Consider the following 20299-nt stretch of genomic DNA (forward strand, 5'->3'; position numbering starts at 1 on the left):
TTGAGGTCGGCACTGGTGACAGCGGTCAGCAGATGGGCGCTACAGGCACGAGGTGCGGGGTGAGCGAACGGCGAACGATTGGGGCGCAACCGCGAGGAGCCCGCCAAGGTGGGCTGCGGGTGGTGGAGCATGAGTTCCTTGCTATGCGACCGCAGGAGCGGGCGGAGTTCATCCGCGCCACCGGGCGCCGGGCCGAGCAGGAGTACCAGGCCCTTGTCGCCCGGCTCGACGAGACCCTGTCCGGCTTCGAGCCCTTCCACGTCCTGAGCCTGGTCGGCCTCGTCGTAGTGGTCGGCGCGATGTCCGGCAGCCAAGGCATCAAGGGCATCGGCCAGGCGCACGCGGAACTCCTCCAGGCGCTCATCCTGCGCCGCGATCCGGCCAGCTTCACGGGCGTGATCGGCACGCCGCAGCAGGTCGCAGAGGCCCTGGATCTCATTGGGCCGCTCGCGGACGCCCTAATGATGCGGGGGTGGGCGAACTACGAGTACACGGGCGACGAGCGCGCCCAGGCGCGCGCCGTCACCGAGACGATGCGCATGCACACCTGGGCGATCCGAGGGGAGTTCTACGGCGAGCAGATCCTGCGCATCTTCCTGCCGATCGTCCGGCCCCTCGACCCGCACTTCCGGAGCCTCCACGGGCTTCGCGCTAGCGCGGTCTATCCGCTGCTTCGCGCCCTGGCCAGGCAATGCGCAGATCGGCTTGAGGCCCACTTGGCGCGGGTCCGCCGCTTCCTCTTCCAGCCCAGCTTCGAGGCGATGGCAGAGGCGTACAACCGGGCCTTCCCGCACACCGAGCCGATAGACGTGGGCTGGGCGCGCGAGCGCTTCGGGGAAAACCTCGCCGCCTTCAAGTTCGGGCTTGTCTCCCATTCTGACCTATTCGTGGCGGACGCCGTCAGCATCAGTCTCGATGACGTGGCAGCCGCCGCCGCCCAGGCCGGGGCCGATGTCACGGTGGAGGCGGCCGTCGCGCTCGTTGACAAGCTCGCAATGTCGCTAGGCGACCTAGCAGACGTCCCCGTGGACAGGCTGTTCCTGGCGAACCCCGTCTGGTCGCGCCCGTTCGTGAGGGCGGAGGGCCGCTGGCTTCTGCCGATGGCCTCGACCCTAACGAGCTTCGCTCCCGAGATCATCCGCTACCTGTCGCAGGACGACTCGGATGCCAGCAAGGCGCTGGCCGAGGCCCGCGCCTCGATGCTGGAGCAGACAGCGGCCGACATCCTGCGGGTTGCCCTCCCGGGGGCAGGGGTCTGGCCCGGCGTGGCTTGGACGGATCCGTCCGATGCTCGCCGCTACGAGAACGATGTCGTCCTGCTGCTCGACGGCTGGCTCCTGCTTGTCGAGGCCAAGTCGGGCCGCTTCGCCGAGAGCGCCCGCCGCGGGGGGCTGGAGCGCCTGCGGGCCGAACTCGGGAAGCTCGTCGTTGATGCGTCCATCCAGTCCGCGCGGCTTGCCGCATTCATCGGGGACGCGGCAGGGCCCGTGACCCTGCAGGCGAAGGGTGGCAGGCGCCTACACGTCGATCCGGCGCGCATCGAGGGCGTCATCCGCCTGAACGTGGTTCTCGAGGGCATCGGCCACCTTACCGCGAGCGCCCCGACCCTGCGCGCCGCGGGCCTGCTCCCTGCCGACATCTCGCTGGCTCCCACCATGACCATAGGCATGCTGGATGTGGTCGCCCGGTGCCTCGCTGATCCGACGGCTATCCTCCACTACCTGTCCCGGCGAGCGATTTTCGAGGAGCGGGGCGACTATCTCGCAGACGAGTTGGACCTCCTGGCCTTCTACGTGGCTCACGGATTCTCGGACACGAGCGACCGGCCGCCCGGTGCACCGCTCATGATCTACGGCATCTCCAACGACCTTGATGTAGCCTTGAGCGCCGGGACGCGTGCTGCCAGCGAGCAACCGAAGGCAGTAACGCCCTTCGTCCAGCGCGTCCTTGACGCCCTGACCCGGAAGCGGCCGCCGGGCTGGATTGGCGCCGCCCTGCTGCTCCGCGATCTCTCCCTCGAGGCCCAGGACGAGCTGGATCGCAATGTCCGGGCCGTCGTCGCGTCGGCGCGCACGTCGGGGCACGCAGTCGCGGTCCACCGGCATTCCACGATCGGGGCGTCGCGCCCCTACGTGTTGGTGGCCACGCGCCCTGGCGACGTCCCGCGGGCCGTGGCCGATGAAGCCGAGGCCAGGTTGCGGGAGCACGGCCCGTACTCCGACGAGCCGCTGTTGCTGGTCCACGTCACGTTGCCTATGCGCCCGGCTAGCATCCGGGCGTTTGCGGCGCGGCCGGGCAACCTTGCCGGTGCGCTCGGCCGATCGGATTGAACATGTGCCTGCCGGCTTGGGTGCGAATCGGGATTTTCTACTCTCTGTTGCTTTGGTCAGGCGATGGAAATGCTGAATCCGAGCAGGGGAGCCGCACCGAAGATGGCCTGAAAACAAGGCGTTAAACCTTGTTGGAGAAACCGGCCAACCCTCAAGGTTCGGAGAGTCTCCGGCATTTCGGAGAGAAAAGCCGTCCTCGTTCCGGCCTTGCACCGTCAAGGTCGCGGCCGAAAACCGCAGGAAACCTGTGCCTCAGCGCGGTGTCCCGGTCAGGAGAGACAGGTTGTGATGAGACCGACTGGAGCAGCGGTGGGAACCGGGGACTGAAATTCTCTGGGGAGGAAAAAGCGCGTCGGCTTGGTCGGGATAGCGAACGTGACGGCTCGCCTGCGAAGTGAAGGCGATCGCCTTCCTGCTTCCGATGCTGCCTATCTATGCCCTGTCCCTCATGCAAGAACTCCTCGTACCGTCGATGGCTCGCGGGGGCTTCCGGAGACAAACAGGCGGCCCCATGGACCCCATGGGGCCGAGGTCTTTCCGTGGCGGCACCTACTGCCTCTCGGTCGGCCTCACCGCGCCGGCGACCTCGGCAGGGTGGACTCGCCCAGCGTCACCACGATCCGCTCCAGGCGCCCCGTGAAGGGGAAGGGCGTCCGATAGTCCCGGTCGTCGACCGACGATCCGGTGTCGAGGCCGATATCGAAGGTCTCGTCGCTCTGCACGGCGAAGGGCAGCGTCCGCGCCATCGTCTGTTGTGACACCACCTGTCCGTTGACCGAGAGGATGCCGATTCCACCGCGCCCCACGGGCGCCCCGGATGCATCGGGTTGGAATTCGAAGGCGATGCTGTGCCGCCCAGGAGGCAGCGCGCCTGGCGCTTCCCAACGCGCCCGCTCGAGGTCCAGCAGGTTCCAGGTGAAGACCGGCCGGCCTTCCAGCAAGTAGAAGCCCCACCCTGCGAAGCGCCCGCCATGCGTCGCGATCACGCCGTTCGCACCACCGGCCGGCACCTCGATCTCCGCCACCAGTCGATAGGCGCGGTTCAGCAGCGACGGCGCCACGCTGGCCTGCAGCCCGCCGCCCGGCCCGCGGTAGACGAATTCCTGCCGCCCGGCCGAGGGACCGGGCCGCTGGGCGATCAGCCGCGGCAGGCTCGAATTGTCGAGCGGCAGCACCTGGTAGCGCGCGGCCTCGATCAGGAAGAGCTGCTGCAGGTCGCGCAGCCGGTCGGGATACTGCGCGGCGAGGTTCCGGCTCTGCGTCGGGTCCTCCGCGAGGTTGTACAGTTCCCAGGCATAGCCGTTGACGACATCCTCCGGCGCGTGGCCGGAACTCTGCCAGGGCAGCGTCGGTGGCGTCGTGTTGGCGTACCAGCCATCGTGGTAGATGCCGCGATGGGCGAGCATCTCGAAATGCTGCGTGCGACGGCGCGACGGCGCGCCGGCATTCGCGGCGCCGAAGGTGTAGAGCATGCTGATGCCCTCGATCGGCCGCTGCGCCACGCCATTGACCGAACGCGGCTCGGGGATGCCGATCGCCTCCAGGATCGTGGGCGCGATGTCGAGCACGTGGTGGAACTGGTGGCGGACGCCACCGCGGTCCGCGATGCGCCGCGGCCAGGAGATCGCCATGCCGTTGCGCGTGCCGCCGAAATGCGACGCGACTTGCTTGGTCCACTGGTACGGCGTGCCGAAGGCCCAGGTCCAGCCGACCGCGAGGTTCGGATAGGTCCTCTCTCCGCCCCATTCGTCGATGAAGGGTAGCTGCTGCTCGACCGGGATCTCGACGCCGTTGAAGAAGGCGAACTCGTTCGGCGTGCCGTGCATCTGGCCTTCGGCGCTGCCGCCGTTGTCGCCGCTGATGTAGATGACCAGCGTGTTGTCGATCTGCCCGGCATCGCGCACCGCCTGGATGACGCGGCCGATCTCGTGGTCGGTGTAGGCAAGGTAGGCGGCGAAGACCTCGGCCTGGCGCGCGTAGAGCCGCCGCTCATCGGCCGACAGGCTCGCCCAGCGCGGCAGCGTGTCCGGCCAGGGCGGCAGCACCGCGTTCGGCGGCAGCACGCCCAGGCGCCGCTGGTTGGCGAAGATGCGCTCGCGGATCACCTCCCAGCCTTCGTCGAACCGGCCGCGGAAACGGGCGATCCATTCGGGCGTCGGGTGGTGCGGGGCATGCGCGCCTCCCGGCGCGTAGTGGATGAACCACGGACGGCCGGGCGCCACCTCGTGCAACTGGCGGATGTGCGCGATGGCCTCGTCCGCCATGGCGGTGGTCAGGTTCCAGCCCGGCCGTCCCTCGAAGGGCAGGATGCGCGTGGTGTTACGGTAGAGGTTGCCCGGCTCCCACTGGTTCGTCTCGCCGCCCATGAAGCCGTAGAAGAGATCGAAGCCGAGGCCGGTGGGCCAGCGGTCGAAGGGGCCGGCGGGGCTGATCTCCCAGGGCGGCGTGTTGTGGTTTTTGCCAAACCAAGCGGTCGAATAGCCGTTCTGCCGGAGCGTCTCGGTGATGGTCGCGGTATCCGCGCCGATGATGGCGTTGTAGCCGGGATACCCGGTCGAGAGTTCCGCGACCGCGCCGAAGCCGACCGAATGCGGGTTCCGCCCGGTTAGCAGGGAGGCGCGGGTCGGCGAGCACAGCGCGGTGGTGTGGAACTGCGTGTAGCGCAGCCCGGTCTGCGCCACGCGCTCCAGCGCTGGCGTCTCGATGATGCCGCCGAAGGTCGAGGGCGCGCCGAAGCCGACATCGTCGGTGATGATCAGGAGCACGTTCGGCGCGTTCTCGGGCGCGCCGAGCGTGGGCGGCCAGGCGGGCGTGCTGTCCCGCGCGGAAGGATTGATGGTGCCGGCGAAGGGGGCGGGCGATTGCGGCAGCACACGGGAATCGGGGAATTCCACCGCGGTCGGCGACCCGGGCGTGCCGCGCAACTGCTGCGCGTCCGCGGCCCCAGTGGCGAGCACCAGCGTCGCAAGGGTCACCGCCAGGCTGCCGGCTAGACGAATCGCGAAGCGCATGCACCGGCCGACCGTGCCGCGCCACGGCGAGCCCGTCGCGCCGGGGTTCACCTGCTTCCGCCCAAGCGCCACGTCAGGGTCGCCCCCGGCGGCGGCGATGGACGGGGAAGCGGTCATCGATGCCCCCATGCGCAAGCAGCAGAACATAGAGAGATCCCTCTTTCACGCGTCCGGCCGGGTGCCGACAATGCCCGCAATCCTGACGTGGCAGAATGGTTCGTGGGCGTCGACAGGGACCCGCTATCCTGAATCGGCAAATTGCCTCTGGGAACATCGACAGCGATCCGCCCTGCCATCTAACCTGAAGTCCGTTCCGGACAGCGTCGGTTATGGGGAGCAGGATGGCATGACGTGGGGTAGTTGCGGGCCGAGGGCGGGATCCCTTCTCAGGGCCTTGGGCGCGCTCGCGTTCCTGTCCACGCCCGCCATCGCGCAGGCGCCGGCCGCCGCGCCGGATGAGTGGACCTTCACCTTGTCTCCCTACGTCTGGTTCTCGGGTCTCGGCGGCGAAGTCACCACCGCGGAGGGTTCGGAAAGCTTCTCCGCCGATTTCGGCGACATCTTCGGCACCATGAAGTTTTCCGCGATGGGCCTGTTCGAGGCGCGGCGGGGGAACTTCAGCCTTGTCATGGATACGCTCTACCTCAACCTGCAGCAGGGCGTGCCGGTTCCGGGTCACGGCGCCTTCAGCGGCGCAAGCGCGCGGACACAATCCGCCGAGGTGTCGGCGATCGGCCTGTACACGGTTGCCGAGGGACAGACGGGCCGGTTCGAACTCGGCGGTGGCGTGCGCGCCTGGTGGTTCGACACCGAACTCACACTTGATGCCGGCAGGCTGCGGGGACGCAGTATCGACAACTCGGTAAGCTGGGTTGACCCGGTGATCTCCGCGCGCGGTGTTCTGCGCCTGAACGACAGCCTCTCCATCACCGGCTATGGCGACATCGGCGGCTTCGGCGTCGGCTCGCAACTGACCTACCAGGTCATGGCTACGCTCGACTGGCAGATCACTCGGAACATCAGCGCGTCGGTCGGCTATCGCTGGATTCATATTGATTACGACAAGGGCCGCTCGGACATCTCGCTCGACTTGGCCGGGCCGATCATCGGCGTGAGTCTGCGCTTCTGAGGACGCGGCACGGCGTTGACCGGCGTTCGCATCCGCGCGGCGGCGGCGAGTTCGCCGGATGCGGCCGTCTCTGTGCCCAAGATCGGCCTGAATTCATGGGGACGACATGACCGAAGCAATGGCAGAAGACGACCGGCGTTTCACCCGGCGCGTGTGTGCGAGCTTCGGCACTTTTGCAGGGCTCGGTCTACTGGCCCTGTTCGCCCCGCGGCGCGCGGAGGCGCAGGCGCCACGCCGTCGCCTACCCGCCAATCCGCGTGGCGCGGCCGATCCGCGCGGATTGGCCGATCCCCGAGGTCCGCTCGACCCGCGCGGGCCGCTCGATCCGCGCGGCGCCGCCGACCCGCGTGGCTTGGCCGATCCTCGGGGTCCCCTGGACCCGCGAGGCCCGCTCGATCCGCGAGGACCGCTGGACCCCCGCGGACCGCTTGATCCGCGGGCCGGCCGTTAGGAGCCATCCACTTCGTCGCTTCCGCTCCGCGTGGCCGTGGCGCACGCAAGGCGCCCCCCGGTACCGACCCGGAGCGCTCGAACCGGCGGAAGCATCACGGCCGCAGGCGCCGGGGGCTCCCCGTCGCGCAAGCCGCCCCAGTCCTTCGCGGAGACCCCCAGGATGACATCCCGCCAATCCACCCGTCGCGCCGTCGGCAAGGCCGGCCTGGTCACGGTCCTCGCCGCCGGCATCGGGGCGCGAACGGGAAGCGCCCAGCCCGCGCACCCGGTGGGCCATGTGACCATCACGCAGACCCAGGTGAGCCTGCTCGGCAGCGTGTCCTGGGGAAGCGGCACGCTGACCTTCGAGGGTCACACGCACCGCTTTCGCGTCCGCGGCCTTGGCGTCGGCGGGGTCGGCATCTCCGAACTCCGGGCCAATGGCGACGTGTACGCGCTCTCCAGACTCGCCGACTTCCCCGGCCTCTATGGTGCGGCGCGTGCGGGCGCGGTCGCGGGCTCTGCTGCGGTGCGCGGTGGCGTTTGGCTACGTAACCCGGCAGGCGTGTCCATCCAGCTCCGTCCGCAGCGTACAGGCGTCGCACTGCAGATCGGTGGCGACGGGCTGTTGATCGAGTTGGAGTAGCGACGGACGGGCGCGCCAGCGCTGTCCTAACGGATCCCCGGCAAGCGCTGGCGAAGCCCCCGCAGTTGCGAGAGGAGTGCGGCGGCCTCGCGGTCGGATGCGTTCAGCGCGACTGCCGCGGCAGCCAACCGTTCCGCCTCGGTGAAGTTCCCCCGGTCGCGCTCGATCGTCGCGAGCGCCATTAGGCTGTCGCGGTGGCGCGGGTGGCGTTCGAGGTTCGCGCGCAGCACGGCCATGGCGTCCTCGGTCCGCCGCAACTGGTTCAGCGCGATGGCCTGGACATAGGCGTAGCGCGGTTCCTCCGGGCGCAATGCAGCGGCTTCCGCCAGTGACCCGATCGCATCCGCTGCGCGACCCTGGCGCGCGAGCGCAAGCGCCAGCGCGTAATGTGCCTCGGCCTCCCGCGGCTGGGCGGCGACGGCGCGGTGCAGCGCCGCCTCGGCCGCCGCGTGCCGGCCCCGCCGCGCCTCGAAATCCGCGAGATTCACGAGCGCGCCGAGATGTGTCGCGTCGCGCGCCAGCGCTTCGCGATAGGCGGCCTCGGCGCCGGCCATGTCGCCCCGCGCGGCGAGCAGGGTGGCGATGTTCACGTGGGCCTCCGGGCGTTCGGCGGCGACGCGCTCGCTCGCGAGCAGTTCCTCCCAGGCGCGAACGAAGGCGGGGCGCGCCGCTTCGGGCAGCGCGTCGAGCGGCACGGGGGCAAGGGCGCGTGCCGCCTCGATGCGCACCAGCCGCGTCTCGTCGCCCAGGAAGCGCGCGGCGTGCAGCCGGTTGCGCGGGTGCAGGCCGTCAAGCGTGCGCAGCGCCGCGGCGCGTACCAGCGGATCGGGGTCAAGCAACGCGGCACCGATCGCCTGCGCCGTGGCCGGGGAAGGCGGCATGGGCAGCAGCGAGACGGCGGTCGCCCGCAGGATAGGCGCACGCGAACGGTCCGTCGCGATGGCGGCCAGCAGAGCATCCCCCCCTGCGCGTCCTTCCCGCCCCGCGACGATGGCCAGCGCGGGGTGCGGGTCGTCGCGTCGACGCGGCCCGAACCACTCCACGATCTGTCGTGCCGCCCAGGATTGCGGTCGGTCCGTGTGGCAGGATGTGCAGGTGTCCGGCGCGCCGATCTGCGCCGCGACATCGGGCCGCGGCACGCTGAAGGCGTGGTCCCGCCGGCGGTCCACGCCCATGTAGGTCACCGCGGGCATGTGGCAGGACACGCATTGCGCCCCCGCGCTGCCGGACGGATGGCGATGATGCTCGGCCGTGTCGAAGCGTTCGGGCAGATGGCATTGCGCGCACACCGCGTTGCCTTCCGCGCGCAACGTGCCGCGATGCGGGTCGTGGCAATCCGCGCAGACCACGCCGGCGCGGCTCATGCGCGACTGCGCGAAAGAGCCCCATTCGAAGACTTCGCCCTGGATCTGGCCATCGGCGTGGTACTCGCCGCGTTCGAGCAGCAGCGGCGCGTGGGTGTCGAGAAAGCGCTGGCCCGGCGACGGGTCCGCCACCAGCGGGCGGGCGCGGGCATGGCAGGGGGCGCAGGTCTCGACCTGCGCGGCGGTCGATTGGCGCGGCGGGCCTTCCCAGCGCGCGATGCCGCGCGGGTCGTCGGCCGCGAAGCGCCAGGCGCCGCCGGAGCGGTCCCGCAGCCGGACGGAGAGGCCGCGATGCGGGTCCTCGCCAAGCGCGCCGGCCTGCGCCCAGGCGACATGCGCGGCACTCGGCCCGTGGCAGCTCTCGCAGCCGACGCTGATCTCGGTCCAGCGCGTGTCGTAGCGGTCCGTCGCCGCGTCGTAGCCGCGCACCAGCCCGGTCGAGTGGCAGGACGCGCACATGAAGTTCCAGGTCTGCTCGCGGCCGGTCCAGTGCAGAGGGTCGGTCGCGGGCAGCGGCTCGTTCGCCATCAGGTGGTACCAGCGCTGGCCGCCGTGCTCGCGTGGCCGGCTGTCCCAGGCCCAGGGCAGCGCCTGGCGGCGCCCGTCGGGAAACAGCACGAGGTATTGCTGCAGCGGATCGACGCCGAAGGTCTCAGTGATGGTGAAGTCCGCGACCGTTCCATCGGGCCCATCCGTGCGAATGACGTAGCGGTCTCCGTCCCGCCGGAAGGTCGCGGTGTGGCGGCCGTCGGTGACGGTCACGCCGGAGAAGTCGCCGAGCACATTCGCCGGCGCCGCGGCGGCCATGGCGCGGGCATGGTCGCTCTCTCGCCAGGCGGCGGCCTGCGGCGCGTGACAGGTGGCGCAGGTGGCTGAGCCGACGAAGCTGGCGCGCTGCTGCTCGCGCGCCGTCGGGCTGGACGGCGAGACGAGCAGCGCCGCCAGGAGCACGGGGATGCAGACGAGGGCCGCGACACAAACCAACGCAGCCCAATGAGGCCCTACCCCGGTCGCTTCCCGTGCATCCGATGGTTCGCTCACGGCGTTACGATGCGCCGGAGGTTCCTGACCGCCGCGCGGGCGGCTGGCACCCTGCCCCACGACAACATCCGCCCATGTTCGACCCTACCGCGGAAAGAGGAACTGCAACTGGGCACGCAATTGCCACTCCGGTCCGATATCCGGGCGCACGACATTGTAGTAGGCGCCGATTTGCGCGTTCACCGGCTGGCTGCCGATCCGGAAGACTTGGCCCGCCGACAATCCGACCGGGACTGTCCATTGGTCGCCGCTGCGCGCTTCCCAATTCGCAGTGATGATCGGCGAGAACGAGAGGTAGGTGCCCGGCGATTGTGGAATATTATAGCTGAGGACGGGCTGGAAGAGGAAGTTGTTGTACTTGTTGCTGCCCTCGCCGCCGATGGACCAGACGTTGTTGACCAGGCCGCCGATCGTCCATTGTCCCGCCATCGTCAGCGCGACGGCGGTCGGGCCGACGCCCCAGGCCCTGCTGCCGAGCACCTCGTCGGTGACCGTTGGGGCCTGACCCACGACCCCCACGCCCCAGATCAGCCGGCCGGACTGCGCGGGCGTCAGGAAGGCCGAGACCTGCAACGCGCCGAGCCCGAAGGTCGTGCCCTCCCCCGGCGCGAAGCCGGGTTGGGAAATCACCGGCAGGATCGTCCGGGTGATGATGTTCCAGTCCTCGTTGAGGCCGAAGGGGATCACCGGCTGGATATTCAGGATGTTCTGCGTGTGGTTCCGGGGGCCGTAGTTGAAGTTCGTGTTGTTCTGGAACGGCACGCTGATCAGGTTGGCGACCGGGTTCTGCGTCTGACGGGCGAGCGCGTCCGCATCCATCCCCGGGGGGGCGCCGGGCGGCGGCGCGGCCGGAGCCGTCTGCGCCGCGAGGCGTCCCGGAAGCGGGACGCAGGCGCCAAGGGCGCAGGCAGTGGTGGCGAGACGTAGGTCTCGCTTCCACCGTGGGTCATGTTGTGCAGCCATGGCGTCAGTTCCGCGACGCCTGCGGCAGCGTGGAGGCGCCGAGATTGAACTGCAGGTTGCGCAGCGTCCCGGTGAAGGCGAAGGGCATCTGGTAGTCCTGCTCATCGACCGGGGTGCCGGTATCCTGCCCGACATCAAAGGGATCAGACCACTGCAGGTAGATCGGGATGGTCCGCTCCATGCGGCGTTCCGCCACCGTGCGTCCGTTGACGGAGAGGGTGCCGACGCCGCCACGACCCACCGGTGGGCCCGACGCATCGGGGCGCCATTCGAAGACGATGCTGTGGCGGCCGGGGGGCAGCGCCTCCGTCCCCTCCCACTTCGTCCGCTCGATGTCGAGGAAGTTCCAGGTCCAGACCGGCCGGCCCTCCCGCAGGTAGAAGCCATAGCCCCCGAAGCGGCCGCCGTGCGTGACCAGCATGCCGTTCGCACCGCCTTGCGGCACCTCGATCTCCGCCGTCACGCGATAGGCGCGATTGAGGATCGATGGTGCGCTGTCCGAGGTCAGGCCGACGCCCGTGCCGCTGTAGTTGAACACCGTGCGGCCGGCCGCGAAGCCGGGTCGCTCCACCAGCAGGCGATCGAGCGTCGAGTTGGCCATCGGCAGCACGCCGAAGCGCGTCGCCTCCACCAGGAACAGCTGCTGCAGGTCGCGCAGCCGGTCGGGGTGCTGTGCCGCGAGGTTCCGCGACTGCGTCGGGTCCTCCGCCAGGTTATAGAGTTCCCAGGCGTAGCCGTTCACCACATCCGCGGGGGGCGGGCTCGTGCTGTCCCAGGGCGGGTTGGCCGGCGTCGTATTGGCGTACCAGCCGTCGTGGTAGATGCCGCGATTGCCGAACATCTCGAAGTGCTGCGTGCGCCGGCGCGACGGCGCCCGCGCGTTCGCCGCATCGAAGGTGTAGGCCATGCTGACGCCCTCGATGGGGCGCTGCGGCACGCCGTTCACCATCTGCGGCTCGGGGATGCCGATCGCCTCGAGGATGGTCGGCGCCACGTCGATCACATGATGGAACTGGTGGCGGATCGCGCCGCGGTCCGCGATGCGGCGCGGCCAGGAGATCGCCATGCCGTTGCGCGTGCCGCCGAAGTGGGAGCCGACCTGCTTCAACCAGCGGTAGGGAGTGCTGAAGGCCCAGGCCCAGCCGGCCGCCATGTGGTTGTAGGTGCGTTCGGTGCCCCAGGCGTCCATCAGGCGGAGCTGTGCCGCGACCGGCGTCTCGATGCCGTTGAAGTAGGCAACCTCGTTCGGCGTGCCGCGCAGCTGCCCCTCGCTGGAGGCGCCGTTGTCGCCGCTGATGTAGATGACCAGCGTGTTGTCGATCTGGCCGGCATCCTCGACCGCCTGGATGACGCGGCCGATCTCGTGGTCGGTATAGGCCAGGAAGGCGGCATAGACCTCGACCTGGCGGATGAACAGGCGGCGCTCGTCGGCCGAGAGGCTGGCCCAGCGCGGCAGCTGTTCCGGCCAGGGTGTCAGCACCGCATTCGGCGGGAGCACGCCGAGGCGTTGCTGGTTGGCGAAGATCTGCTCGCGCAGCGCCTCCCACCCCATGTCGAAGCGACCGCGGAAGCGCGCGATCCATTCGGCCGGCGGCTGGTGCGGCGCATGGGTCCCGGCCGGAGCGTATTTGACGAACCAAGGCCGGCCAGGCGCCGCTTCGCGCTGCGTGCGGATGTAGGCGATCGCATCATCCGCCATGGCGGTGGAGAGGTTCCAGCCCGGATTGCCGAGGAAGGGCTGGATGCGTGTCGTGTTGCGGAACAGGTTGCCGGGCTGCCACTGGTGCGTGTCGCCGCCGACGAAGCCGTAGAAGTAGTCGAAGCCCTGCCCGTTCGGCCAGCGCGTGAAGGGGCCGACAGGGCTCGCCTCCCACGGCGGCACGTTGTGGTTCTTGCCGAACCAGGACGTGGCGTAGCCGTTCTGCCGCAGTGTCTCCGCGATCGTCGCCGTCTCGGCCGGGATGATGGCGTTGTAGCCGGGGAAGCCGGTGGACAGCTCCGTGATCACGCCGGAGCCGACCGAATGCGGGTTGCGCCCGGTCAGCAGCGAGGCTCGCGTCGGCGAGCAGAGGGCGGTGGTGTGGAACTGCGTGTAACGCAGCCCGGCCTGGGCCACGCGCTCCAGCGCCGGCGTCTCGATGATGCCGCCGAAGGTGGAGGGCGCGCCGAAGCCGACATCGTCGGTGATGATCAGGAGCACGTTCGGCGCGTTCTCGGGCGCGCCGAGCGCGGGCGGCCAGGCCGGCGTGCTCTCCCGCGCGGAGGGCGCGATGATGCCCTCGAAGCGGCCGGGCGGCGCGGGCAGGACACGTGAGTTGGGGAACTCCACCGCGTTGGGCGCCCCCGGCGTGCCACGCAGTTGCTGCGCCGCGGCCGGCGGCGCGGCGAACCCGAAGGCCAGCATCGTGACCACGATCCCGGTTGCGAGTGTTCCAAGAACCCTCATCGGCCTGCCTCCCTCAAGGAACCGCGCGGTACGCCTGCGCGCACCCCGATCCCACCACGCAATGTTGCGTGAGTATGGCCGCCGCGTCCTGCGGCCTCGCCCGAAGACCATATCCAAAATCGGCAATCCGCCCGCGGCACGAGAACAGGGTGCGGGCGCATCGGATTGCCTGGTCCGCATGCCCACGCCGGGAGCAGGATCGTGGCCGCCGCCACTCGCGTCGTGTCTGTCGGAGGCGCCGCGGTCGTGTAACGCGCCCAAGGTGGTGCCTCGTCATCCCGGATGACTCCAGTAGAGCGCAATACAGGCCCATGCGTGTCGTGCGCCCGATCTTCCTTCGGCAGTTGCGGTGCGGGGGCGTCGCGCGCCGGTCACCGCGGCGGGCGCTTGGCCCAGTCGTAGCCGCGCCGGCCGCGCGCGTAGCCATAGTCGAACAGCGCGCGCATGAAGCCCTGGTCGAAGGGTGCGGGGAGCTCCTTGTCGAAATCGCTGCCGATGAAGGCCAGGTTGAAGCCGACGCGGTCGCGCTGCGTGTCCGCGTAGATGCGCAGCACGTCGTTGAATCCACTGGCCGAGATCATGGTGGAGATGGCCCGCCCGGCGATGCCGAGCGTGCGGCGTTCCACCCGTGCCCATTCAGGGTCGAGCCGCGCATTGCGGATGACATAGACCTCGACGTCGCGCGCGGCGGTGCCGCGGGCGATCCGTTCGCGCCGCGCCCGGCCCACCGAGGACGGGTAAAGGAAGGCCTGCGCGAAGGCGCCACCATCGACATGCATCTCCTGCATCGCCTCTCCATCCACCGTCACGTCAATCATGACCGGCGTGAAGATGGCCGGCATCGCAGACGAGGCCAGCAGGATGCGGCGCACCAGGTCGAGCGCCCGGGGATGGCCGCTGCGGGCGATCGCGCCGACGTTCCAGATCACCGGCACCTGCGCGTCGAGGTTGGTGGTGCCGATCAGCAGCAGGCGCCCGTCATCATAGGCACGCGCGATCGCCGCGAGCATCGCTTCGTCGAGATACCTGGAGATGGTGCGGAACAGCGGTGTGGTGTCGGCGAGGGATTCGTCGAACACCGCCCGGATCAGCCCGCGCGATTCCGCGATGTCTGCCAGGGTGAGCTGCGTGTAGACCGCGCGCAGTTGCGGGTCGTAGTCGCGGCCGAGGAAGGCGAAGGGGGCGCTCAGCGCGCCGGTGCTGACCCCGGTCACCACGTTGAAGTCGGGGCGCGTGCCCAGGTCAGACCAGCCACACAGCAGCCCGGCCCCGAAGGCCCCGTTCTCCCCGCCGCCCGACACCGAAAGCAGGCGGAGCGGCGGCGCCGGTGCGCCGGGCCGCAGCGCGAGCCGGCGACGCTGCCGTTCGCCGGCCGCGACGAACTCGGCCTCGATGGCGCGCAGGCCCTCGGGGGTGGCGGTCAGGAAGCGTTCGTTCGGCACGCCCAGCACCTGCGCGGCGCCTGTCCTGTCGCGCGGGACGGGCGGGCCCCGATCCGGGCTGGCACAGGCGGTCAGCCCCAGCGCCGCCGTTGTGCCGGTGGCCAGCAGCGCGCCGCGGCGCGTCAGGTATGGACGGGTCATAAGCCGTGATCCTCGATTCGCCTCTGTGCTTGCATGATCCGGCATTCCCCGGATGGCCGTCGGTGACGCATGGCGTCATGTGGCCCGCATGCCCCAGCCCGGCGACCGGTCGTGGCCGCGGTCGCTCGCGGCGCGCATGGCGAGCGTCTCCGACGGCAGCCGGCCGAACAGCGCCCTATAGTCGCGCGCGAAATGGCCGAGATGCCAGAAGCCATGCCCGAGGGCGACCGATTTCACTAGGTCCGGGCTGTGCTGCCGGCAGAGCAATGCGCGGTGCGCCAGCATCAGCCGACGCGACTTGAGGTAGGCGTGCGGGCTCATGCCCACTACGGCGCGGAAGGCGTTGTGCAGCCCCCGGGCTGATACGTCTAGCGCTGCGCAGAGTTCCTCCGTGTAGACCGGCCGCTCCACCTGCGCCTCCATCAACGCTTCTGCCGCCGCGACGATGCGTAGCGCCTGACCGACGGCACGCGGGCGCGGCCTGAACTCGGCCTCGGAAGCCAGGGCTGCGGCGACCTCCTCGCGCAACGACATGGCCAGGTTCCCAGCGCAATCGGGGGTCTCCAGCAGCATCGGCAGATCGTCTGCCAACTGCCGCGACGCCGAGAGCGCGCCAGCCAGCCGCGCCGCACGGTCGGGCCGCAGCGCCAGCAGGCTGACCGCCCCCCTGACGCGCATCTGCGGCGGCGCAAGCTCGGACAACTCCTCAAGCAACGGCAGCGGCAGGGCAAGGGCCGCCCAATCGAGAGGCCGCGGGCTGTTCGATGTGATCTCGGCACCGCCGAGCGCGAGGATCGCCTCCGCGGCACCGACCTCTGAGCCGTTCACCCGCGCCGGGCGCTGCGGGGCCTCCAGGTTCATCATCAGCACTGCTATTCCGGGCGCGATGCCGCCCCGCGTGACATGGGCCGAGGTGGTGGCCTGCTGCACCACCATGTCGCCCACGCGCAGCACCCGAAGCGTCGCCGCGAAGGGCTGCTCCCGGACCGGCAGGCAATCGAACTGGCCGCCGAGCAGTGCTCTCCCGAAGCCGCCCGAATCATCGAAACGGCGCGTCAGGCCCGCTGCCTGCCGTCTCTCTGCGAGAGCAGCGACGACTGTCATGGCGCAGCGCCCCTTTCGTGTCTACGCTTCCAGATGCACTGTCACCGCGCCCCTTCGCACCGCGGCCTTCAGCGCGGCATGGTCGCGCTCCGCCTGGTCGGCATAGGCGACGGCGAAGTCACCGGCGGCTTCGTCGAAGGCGGCACCCGAACCAAGATAGCCCGCGATGCTCGACACCTCCGAGCTCTTGGCGTGGGCGCGCGCGAGGGACCAGCCGCAGATCCGCGCATAGAGTTCCAGTAACTCGTCGTCGAAGGTCTCGATCAGTGGCTTGATCTTCGCATCGCGGAGCTGCCGAACGTAGAACTGCTTGCCATTCGCGCCCGTCACCCAGCCCAGGAACAGGTCCGAGGCCGGCTGCATCAGCCGCTGCCCGTTCACCACGCGCTGCCCGTGATGGGCATAGGCGCTGGCGCCAGCGAAGGGTTCGAGCACCGAGGCCGCGGCCTCCTTGAACTGCAGGAACAGGGGTTCATTCGACGCGGACATCATCAGCGCGATCCAGCAGCGCCGGCCGACGCTGCCCACACCCACCACCTTGATGGCCGCATCCACCAACCGGTAGCGGTCGAGCAGCACGCGCCGGTCGTCGCTCAGGGTTTCCCGGTAGGCTGCAAAGATCTGGCTCAGGACCTCGTCGAATTCTTGGGACCGGGCGAAGTCCGGATGAAAGATCAGCGGCGGCGTATCCCGGATTGCCGTGCGGCCACCCACGACGCCGGCGAGCTTCGGGAAATCGAGCTCCGAGCCGCTGCCCGACAATGCCTTGTCGATGCGGGCCTTGAGAGCCGCCACGCGTGCCGCCGGCACCATGGCAAGGACATCCTCGGCGGTGACGCGCGCGTACCAGACCTCGAGGGGATGCATCGCGGCAAACTCGCGCAGGCGCTTGCGGTAGGCGCGCGCCATGGCCACCGCGGCGTCTCGCCCCTTGCCGTCCGACAGGCCGATGGACCGCGCGGCGAGCACGAAGGACGCCGCGAGCCGCTTCACGTCCCATTCCCAGGGTGCGGGCAGCGTCTCGTCGAAATCGTTGATGTCGAAGAGGATGTTGCGCTCCGGCGTCGCGAAGCCGCCGAAATTCGCCAAGTGGCAATCGCCGCAGGCCTGCACGCGCATCCCTGTGGCCGGCGTGCCCGCCAAGTCGGCCGCCATCACGGCCGCCGAACCACGGAAGAAGGCGAAGGGCGACTGCAGCATCCGCCCGTAGCGGATCGGCACCAGTTCCGGGAGACGCTCAGCGTCCGATGCTTGCAGCAGGGCAACAGGATCCTGCCGTTGCGCGGGCCGCTTCCATTCGGCGTGCGCGGTGCGAGGCAACTGGTTGCGTAGCGCCTTTCCCATCTCCATGCGCTCGGCGACAGAAGGGCCATGCAGATCGACGGCCCGGGCCGCATGCTCGGCCACAGCCGCCGGTTGCGGGATCTGAGCCGACTTCTTCTCTGTCTTCTTCATGGCTCGCCCCTTTGCCGACGGCTCTAAATCGGCGTGACAGAACATCAAGGTGGCGATGCGAGAGTTGATACAGATCAAGATGCTTATGGGGCCACCGCTGCCTGGGCTTCTGCCTCCTGGAGCGCGCGACAGGCGAAGCAACGTCTGGCGGACATGACAGCCGCATGCACGACGCCGGAGCAGTCGGGAACGAAGCCCTGCCCTTTTGGCAGCGGCAGCATCATATTCGTCGAAGTTCCACCGCGACCTCGAGATACTGCTGCCCTTCCAGCGCGCCGCCCCCCGCCTCGGAACCGCCGCGCTTCGAGCTTGCAGCGAAGCGACGGCCGTGCGGACGGCGCGAAGTCTGGTGCACCCGATCAGAAACTCATGCCGATACCGACAGACGTGCCGGTGATGTTGTTGTCGCCGATGAAGTACCGCGCGACCAGGCGCACCCGGGACAGGTTGAGCCCGAGGGCGCCGAACTCCTGGCGGCCCACGTCGATCTCGATGCCGCCACCGACCTTGGCCGACCAGGTGAACCCCATGATGTCGGCCTGGTCGCCGAGGTAGTAGCTGAACGACCCGTCGAGCACCCAGCGCACCGGCCGGCCGAACGCCTCCCAGCCGGTCGGCCAGCGATACCGCGTCCAGAGGCTGGCGGTCTGCGCGGTGGACCTGCCCCGCGCCGCGCGGATCGTGTCGCCTAAGGTCTGCAACTGGATCTGCGTGTAGCGCAGCTCGACATCGATGTCGCGCGCCGGGCGGTAGTCGTAGTAGGCGAGCATCAGCGACCCGCCGAGGCCCCCGACATTCACGTGCTGGCCGGTCAGCGCCGAGATGTCGCGGTCCGTGCGGTACTGGATGAACTGCCCGAACAGCGAGGCATCAGACGCCGCATAGCCGCCCGAGACATTCAGGATCGGCCGCAGCCAGAGATACTCCCCGATGCGGATGTCGTAGCCCACGCCCAGCGTCGCCGCGATGTTGTTCCACCGCAGGGGCGAGCGCCGCGTGCCGAGATTGGTGAACACCGCGCGCGGGTCGTAGCGCGCCGTGCCGACATAAGCCTCGGTGAACAGCGGGAAGCTCTCGCTCCAGGTAAAGCCGAAGCCGAACTGGCTGAGCGTGAAGGTCGAGGCGCCCTCGTCGGCGCTCACTGTGCTGCGATTGATCTGCAGCGCATTCGCCGAGCCATCGGGCGACATGTTGTAGCCCATGATGCCGAGCACGCCGCCAGGGCGTATCCGGATCTGGTCGCGGATGGCATCGATGCGATCGAGGATCGCCTCGACCCGCTCCCCGGTCGGCTGCGCGACGGCCATCGTGGGCAGGCCCAGCATCGCCGCGACGGCCAGGGCGCGTGCGATCCGCCGAAAGCCGATCACGGCGCCGGCCCGGCCGCGGGGATGGATGGCCGCGGCAGGGCAAGCATGGCGCGGCGCAGGCGATCCTCTGCGGCACGGACCAGTTCCACCACGTCTTCGTCGGTGATGTCGGAGGCGCGGGCCCGGAGCAGTGCGTGATCCTCGCCGATGCGCACGATGATGGCAGAATACTGCGCGCGCGCCGTCGCGATGGCGGGCGGCTCGTTCGGATCGGCATTGCGGCCGATTGCCGCCGTCAGCGCCTGGACCAGCGCCTGCACGGACGGATCGGTCTCGCCGATCGCGCCGCGCAGTTGCGGTGCGCGCCAGTTCTGCCTGGTCGCGCGCCGCAGCACGGCGCCGAGGGCTGCGACCGGCTGCTCGCCGCCGGTGCCCGCGCGCCCGGCCTGCGGGGCCAGTTCGACGAAGGGATTCTCCGGATAGGGCAACACGCCGTCATCGGCCATGCGCCCGAGCGCGGCGAGGTAGGTGGCCAGCGCCTCGCGCATCGCCAGCGCACCTTCCCGTACATCCTCCGAGACCGGCGGCGGCAGGCGCCCGGCTGGGAAATCGGCGGCGAGACTGGCGGTGCGGGCCCAATCGCGCACCGGCGTATAGTCGGGCGCGCTGCAGGCGGCCGGCAGCGCCGCCAGGGCGGCGAACACGAGGCGCCGCATCACGGCTGCACCACGGCGCCGACCATCCCGGCCGCGCCAGGCCGCAGCCCCACCGCGGGATCGGGCGCGAGGAGCAACATGAGGCGGCGCAGCCGGTCCTCCTGGGCATGGATCTCGCGCTCGACCTCGCGCTGCCGGATGTTGGACGCGCGTGCCTTGAGCAAAGCGTGGCCCTCCCCGATCGCCGCCAGCAGCTGGCGGTAGGTGTCCTGGTCCGATCCCGGCGCGCCGACCGTGGCGCGCGACAGCGTGCCGACCAGCACCTGCACCGGCGGATCGGCGGCGCGGATCAGCGGCCGCAGGCGCAGATCCTCGATCACCGTCGGCGACCCGGCGCTGCTCGCGCGCGCCCCGGGGGCGAGGTTGCCCGCCCGGGCGGCGTCCAGCAGGCGGCCGATCTCGGCGACCGCTGGTCCCGCGGCGGGGTCGGCCGCCGCGGCACGCGGCACCAGCGGAGCATAGGCCTCGGCGTGGAAGGTGAGCTTGCTCTCCTCCTGCGCGAGGACCGAGAGCGCGTAGAGGTAGATGGCGAGCGCTTCCTGCTGCGCGAGCAGCCCGTCCCGGTCGACGGGAGTTGGCGCCGCCGCGCTTGGGTGGTCTACGAGCACGCTGGCGAGGCGCGCCCAGTCGCGCAAGGCAGTATTGGGCGGGAGGGTGCAGCCGACCAGCAGCAGGCATGCAAAGGCAGTAATTGCCAAGCGCAGGACGACTCGCCCCCCGTGTCCGATTGCGACACCATTCATCCTTAAAGGGCATACTGTCGCAAGAG

The 20299-nt window shown here is 69.8% G+C and carries 13 protein-coding genes; 3 read left to right on the forward strand and 10 right to left on the reverse strand.

All coding sequences use genetic code 11. The features are described from left to right. Nucleotides 1–143: 143 nt before the first annotated feature. Complete coding sequence (locus tag DFH01_RS25595; protein WP_146217145.1) at nt 144–2330, forward strand: hypothetical protein; 2187 nt, start codon at nt 144–146, stop codon at nt 2328–2330. Nucleotides 2331–2899: 569 nt separating this feature from the next. Here the strand turns inward: DFH01_RS25595 and DFH01_RS25600 are convergent. Further along, entirely contained in the window at nt 2900–5458 is a 2559-nt protein-coding gene (locus DFH01_RS25600; RefSeq protein WP_199231411.1) for an arylsulfatase, read from the reverse strand. 277 nt (nt 5459–5735) lie between these two features. On the opposite strand from DFH01_RS25600, the gene DFH01_RS28350 reads away from it, so the two are divergent. Together DFH01_RS28350 and DFH01_RS25610 are read left to right on the forward strand one after the other, a co-directional pair. After that, entirely contained in the window at nt 5736–6470 is a 735-nt protein-coding gene (locus DFH01_RS28350) for a YfaZ family outer membrane protein (RefSeq protein ID WP_158287901.1), read from the forward strand. Between the two features lie 613 nt (nt 6471–7083). Then, nucleotides 7084–7548, forward strand: coding sequence for a hypothetical protein (locus DFH01_RS25610; RefSeq protein WP_109873368.1), 465 nt, complete (start codon nt 7084–7086; stop codon nt 7546–7548). Nucleotides 7549–7574: 26 nt separating this feature from the next. On the opposite strand, the gene DFH01_RS25615 is transcribed toward DFH01_RS25610, so the two are convergent. From DFH01_RS25615 to DFH01_RS25655, 9 genes are all read right to left on the reverse strand, one after another. Continuing rightward, a complete protein-coding gene (locus DFH01_RS25615) occupies nt 7575–9863 on the reverse strand; it encodes a tetratricopeptide repeat protein (protein ID WP_158287902.1) in 2289 nt (762 codons plus the stop codon). A gap of 174 nt (nt 9864–10037) precedes the next feature. Further along, entirely contained in the window at nt 10038–10772 is a 735-nt protein-coding gene (locus DFH01_RS25620; RefSeq protein WP_109873370.1) for a neuromedin U, read from the reverse strand. Nucleotides 10773–10920: 148 nt separating this feature from the next. After that, on the reverse strand, nt 10921–13362 hold the full coding sequence (locus tag DFH01_RS25625; protein ID WP_199231412.1) for an arylsulfatase: 2442 nt from the start codon (nt 13360–13362) through the stop codon (nt 10921–10923). Nucleotides 13363–13733: 371 nt separating this feature from the next. Next, nucleotides 13734–14945: a patatin-like phospholipase family protein gene (locus DFH01_RS25630; RefSeq protein ID WP_158287903.1), complete on the reverse strand. Its 1212-nt coding sequence runs from the start codon at nt 14943–14945 to the stop codon at nt 13734–13736. 75 nt (nt 14946–15020) lie between these two features. Continuing rightward, entirely contained in the window at nt 15021–15881 is an 861-nt protein-coding gene (locus DFH01_RS25635) for a helix-turn-helix domain-containing protein (protein ID WP_233256300.1), read from the reverse strand. A gap of 189 nt (nt 15882–16070) precedes the next feature. Next, nucleotides 16071–17504 carry a DUF2252 domain-containing protein gene (locus DFH01_RS25640; protein ID WP_109873374.1) on the reverse strand — a complete coding sequence of 478 codons (1434 nt, stop codon included), beginning with the start codon at nt 17502–17504 and terminating at the stop codon, nt 16071–16073. A gap of 359 nt (nt 17505–17863) precedes the next feature. Beyond that, complete coding sequence (locus tag DFH01_RS25645; RefSeq protein WP_109873375.1) at nt 17864–18874, reverse strand: hypothetical protein; 1011 nt, start codon at nt 18872–18874, stop codon at nt 17864–17866. Then, nucleotides 18871–19530 (reverse strand): type 2 periplasmic-binding domain-containing protein, encoded by a 660-nt coding sequence (locus tag DFH01_RS25650; protein WP_109873376.1) that lies wholly within the window; start codon nt 19528–19530, stop codon nt 18871–18873. Before DFH01_RS25650 ends, DFH01_RS25645 begins: the two co-directional genes overlap by 4 nt. After that, nucleotides 19530–20165 (reverse strand): hypothetical protein, encoded by a 636-nt coding sequence (locus DFH01_RS25655; RefSeq protein ID WP_109873377.1) that lies wholly within the window; start codon nt 20163–20165, stop codon nt 19530–19532. The genes DFH01_RS25650 and DFH01_RS25655 overlap by 1 nt, the downstream gene beginning before the upstream one ends. Nucleotides 20166–20299 lie beyond the last annotated feature (134 nt).

Origin of the sequence: Falsiroseomonas bella, assembly GCF_003173615.1 — a bacterium.
In the GTDB taxonomy this organism is placed as follows: domain Bacteria; phylum Pseudomonadota; class Alphaproteobacteria; order Acetobacterales; family Acetobacteraceae; genus Falsiroseomonas; species Falsiroseomonas bella.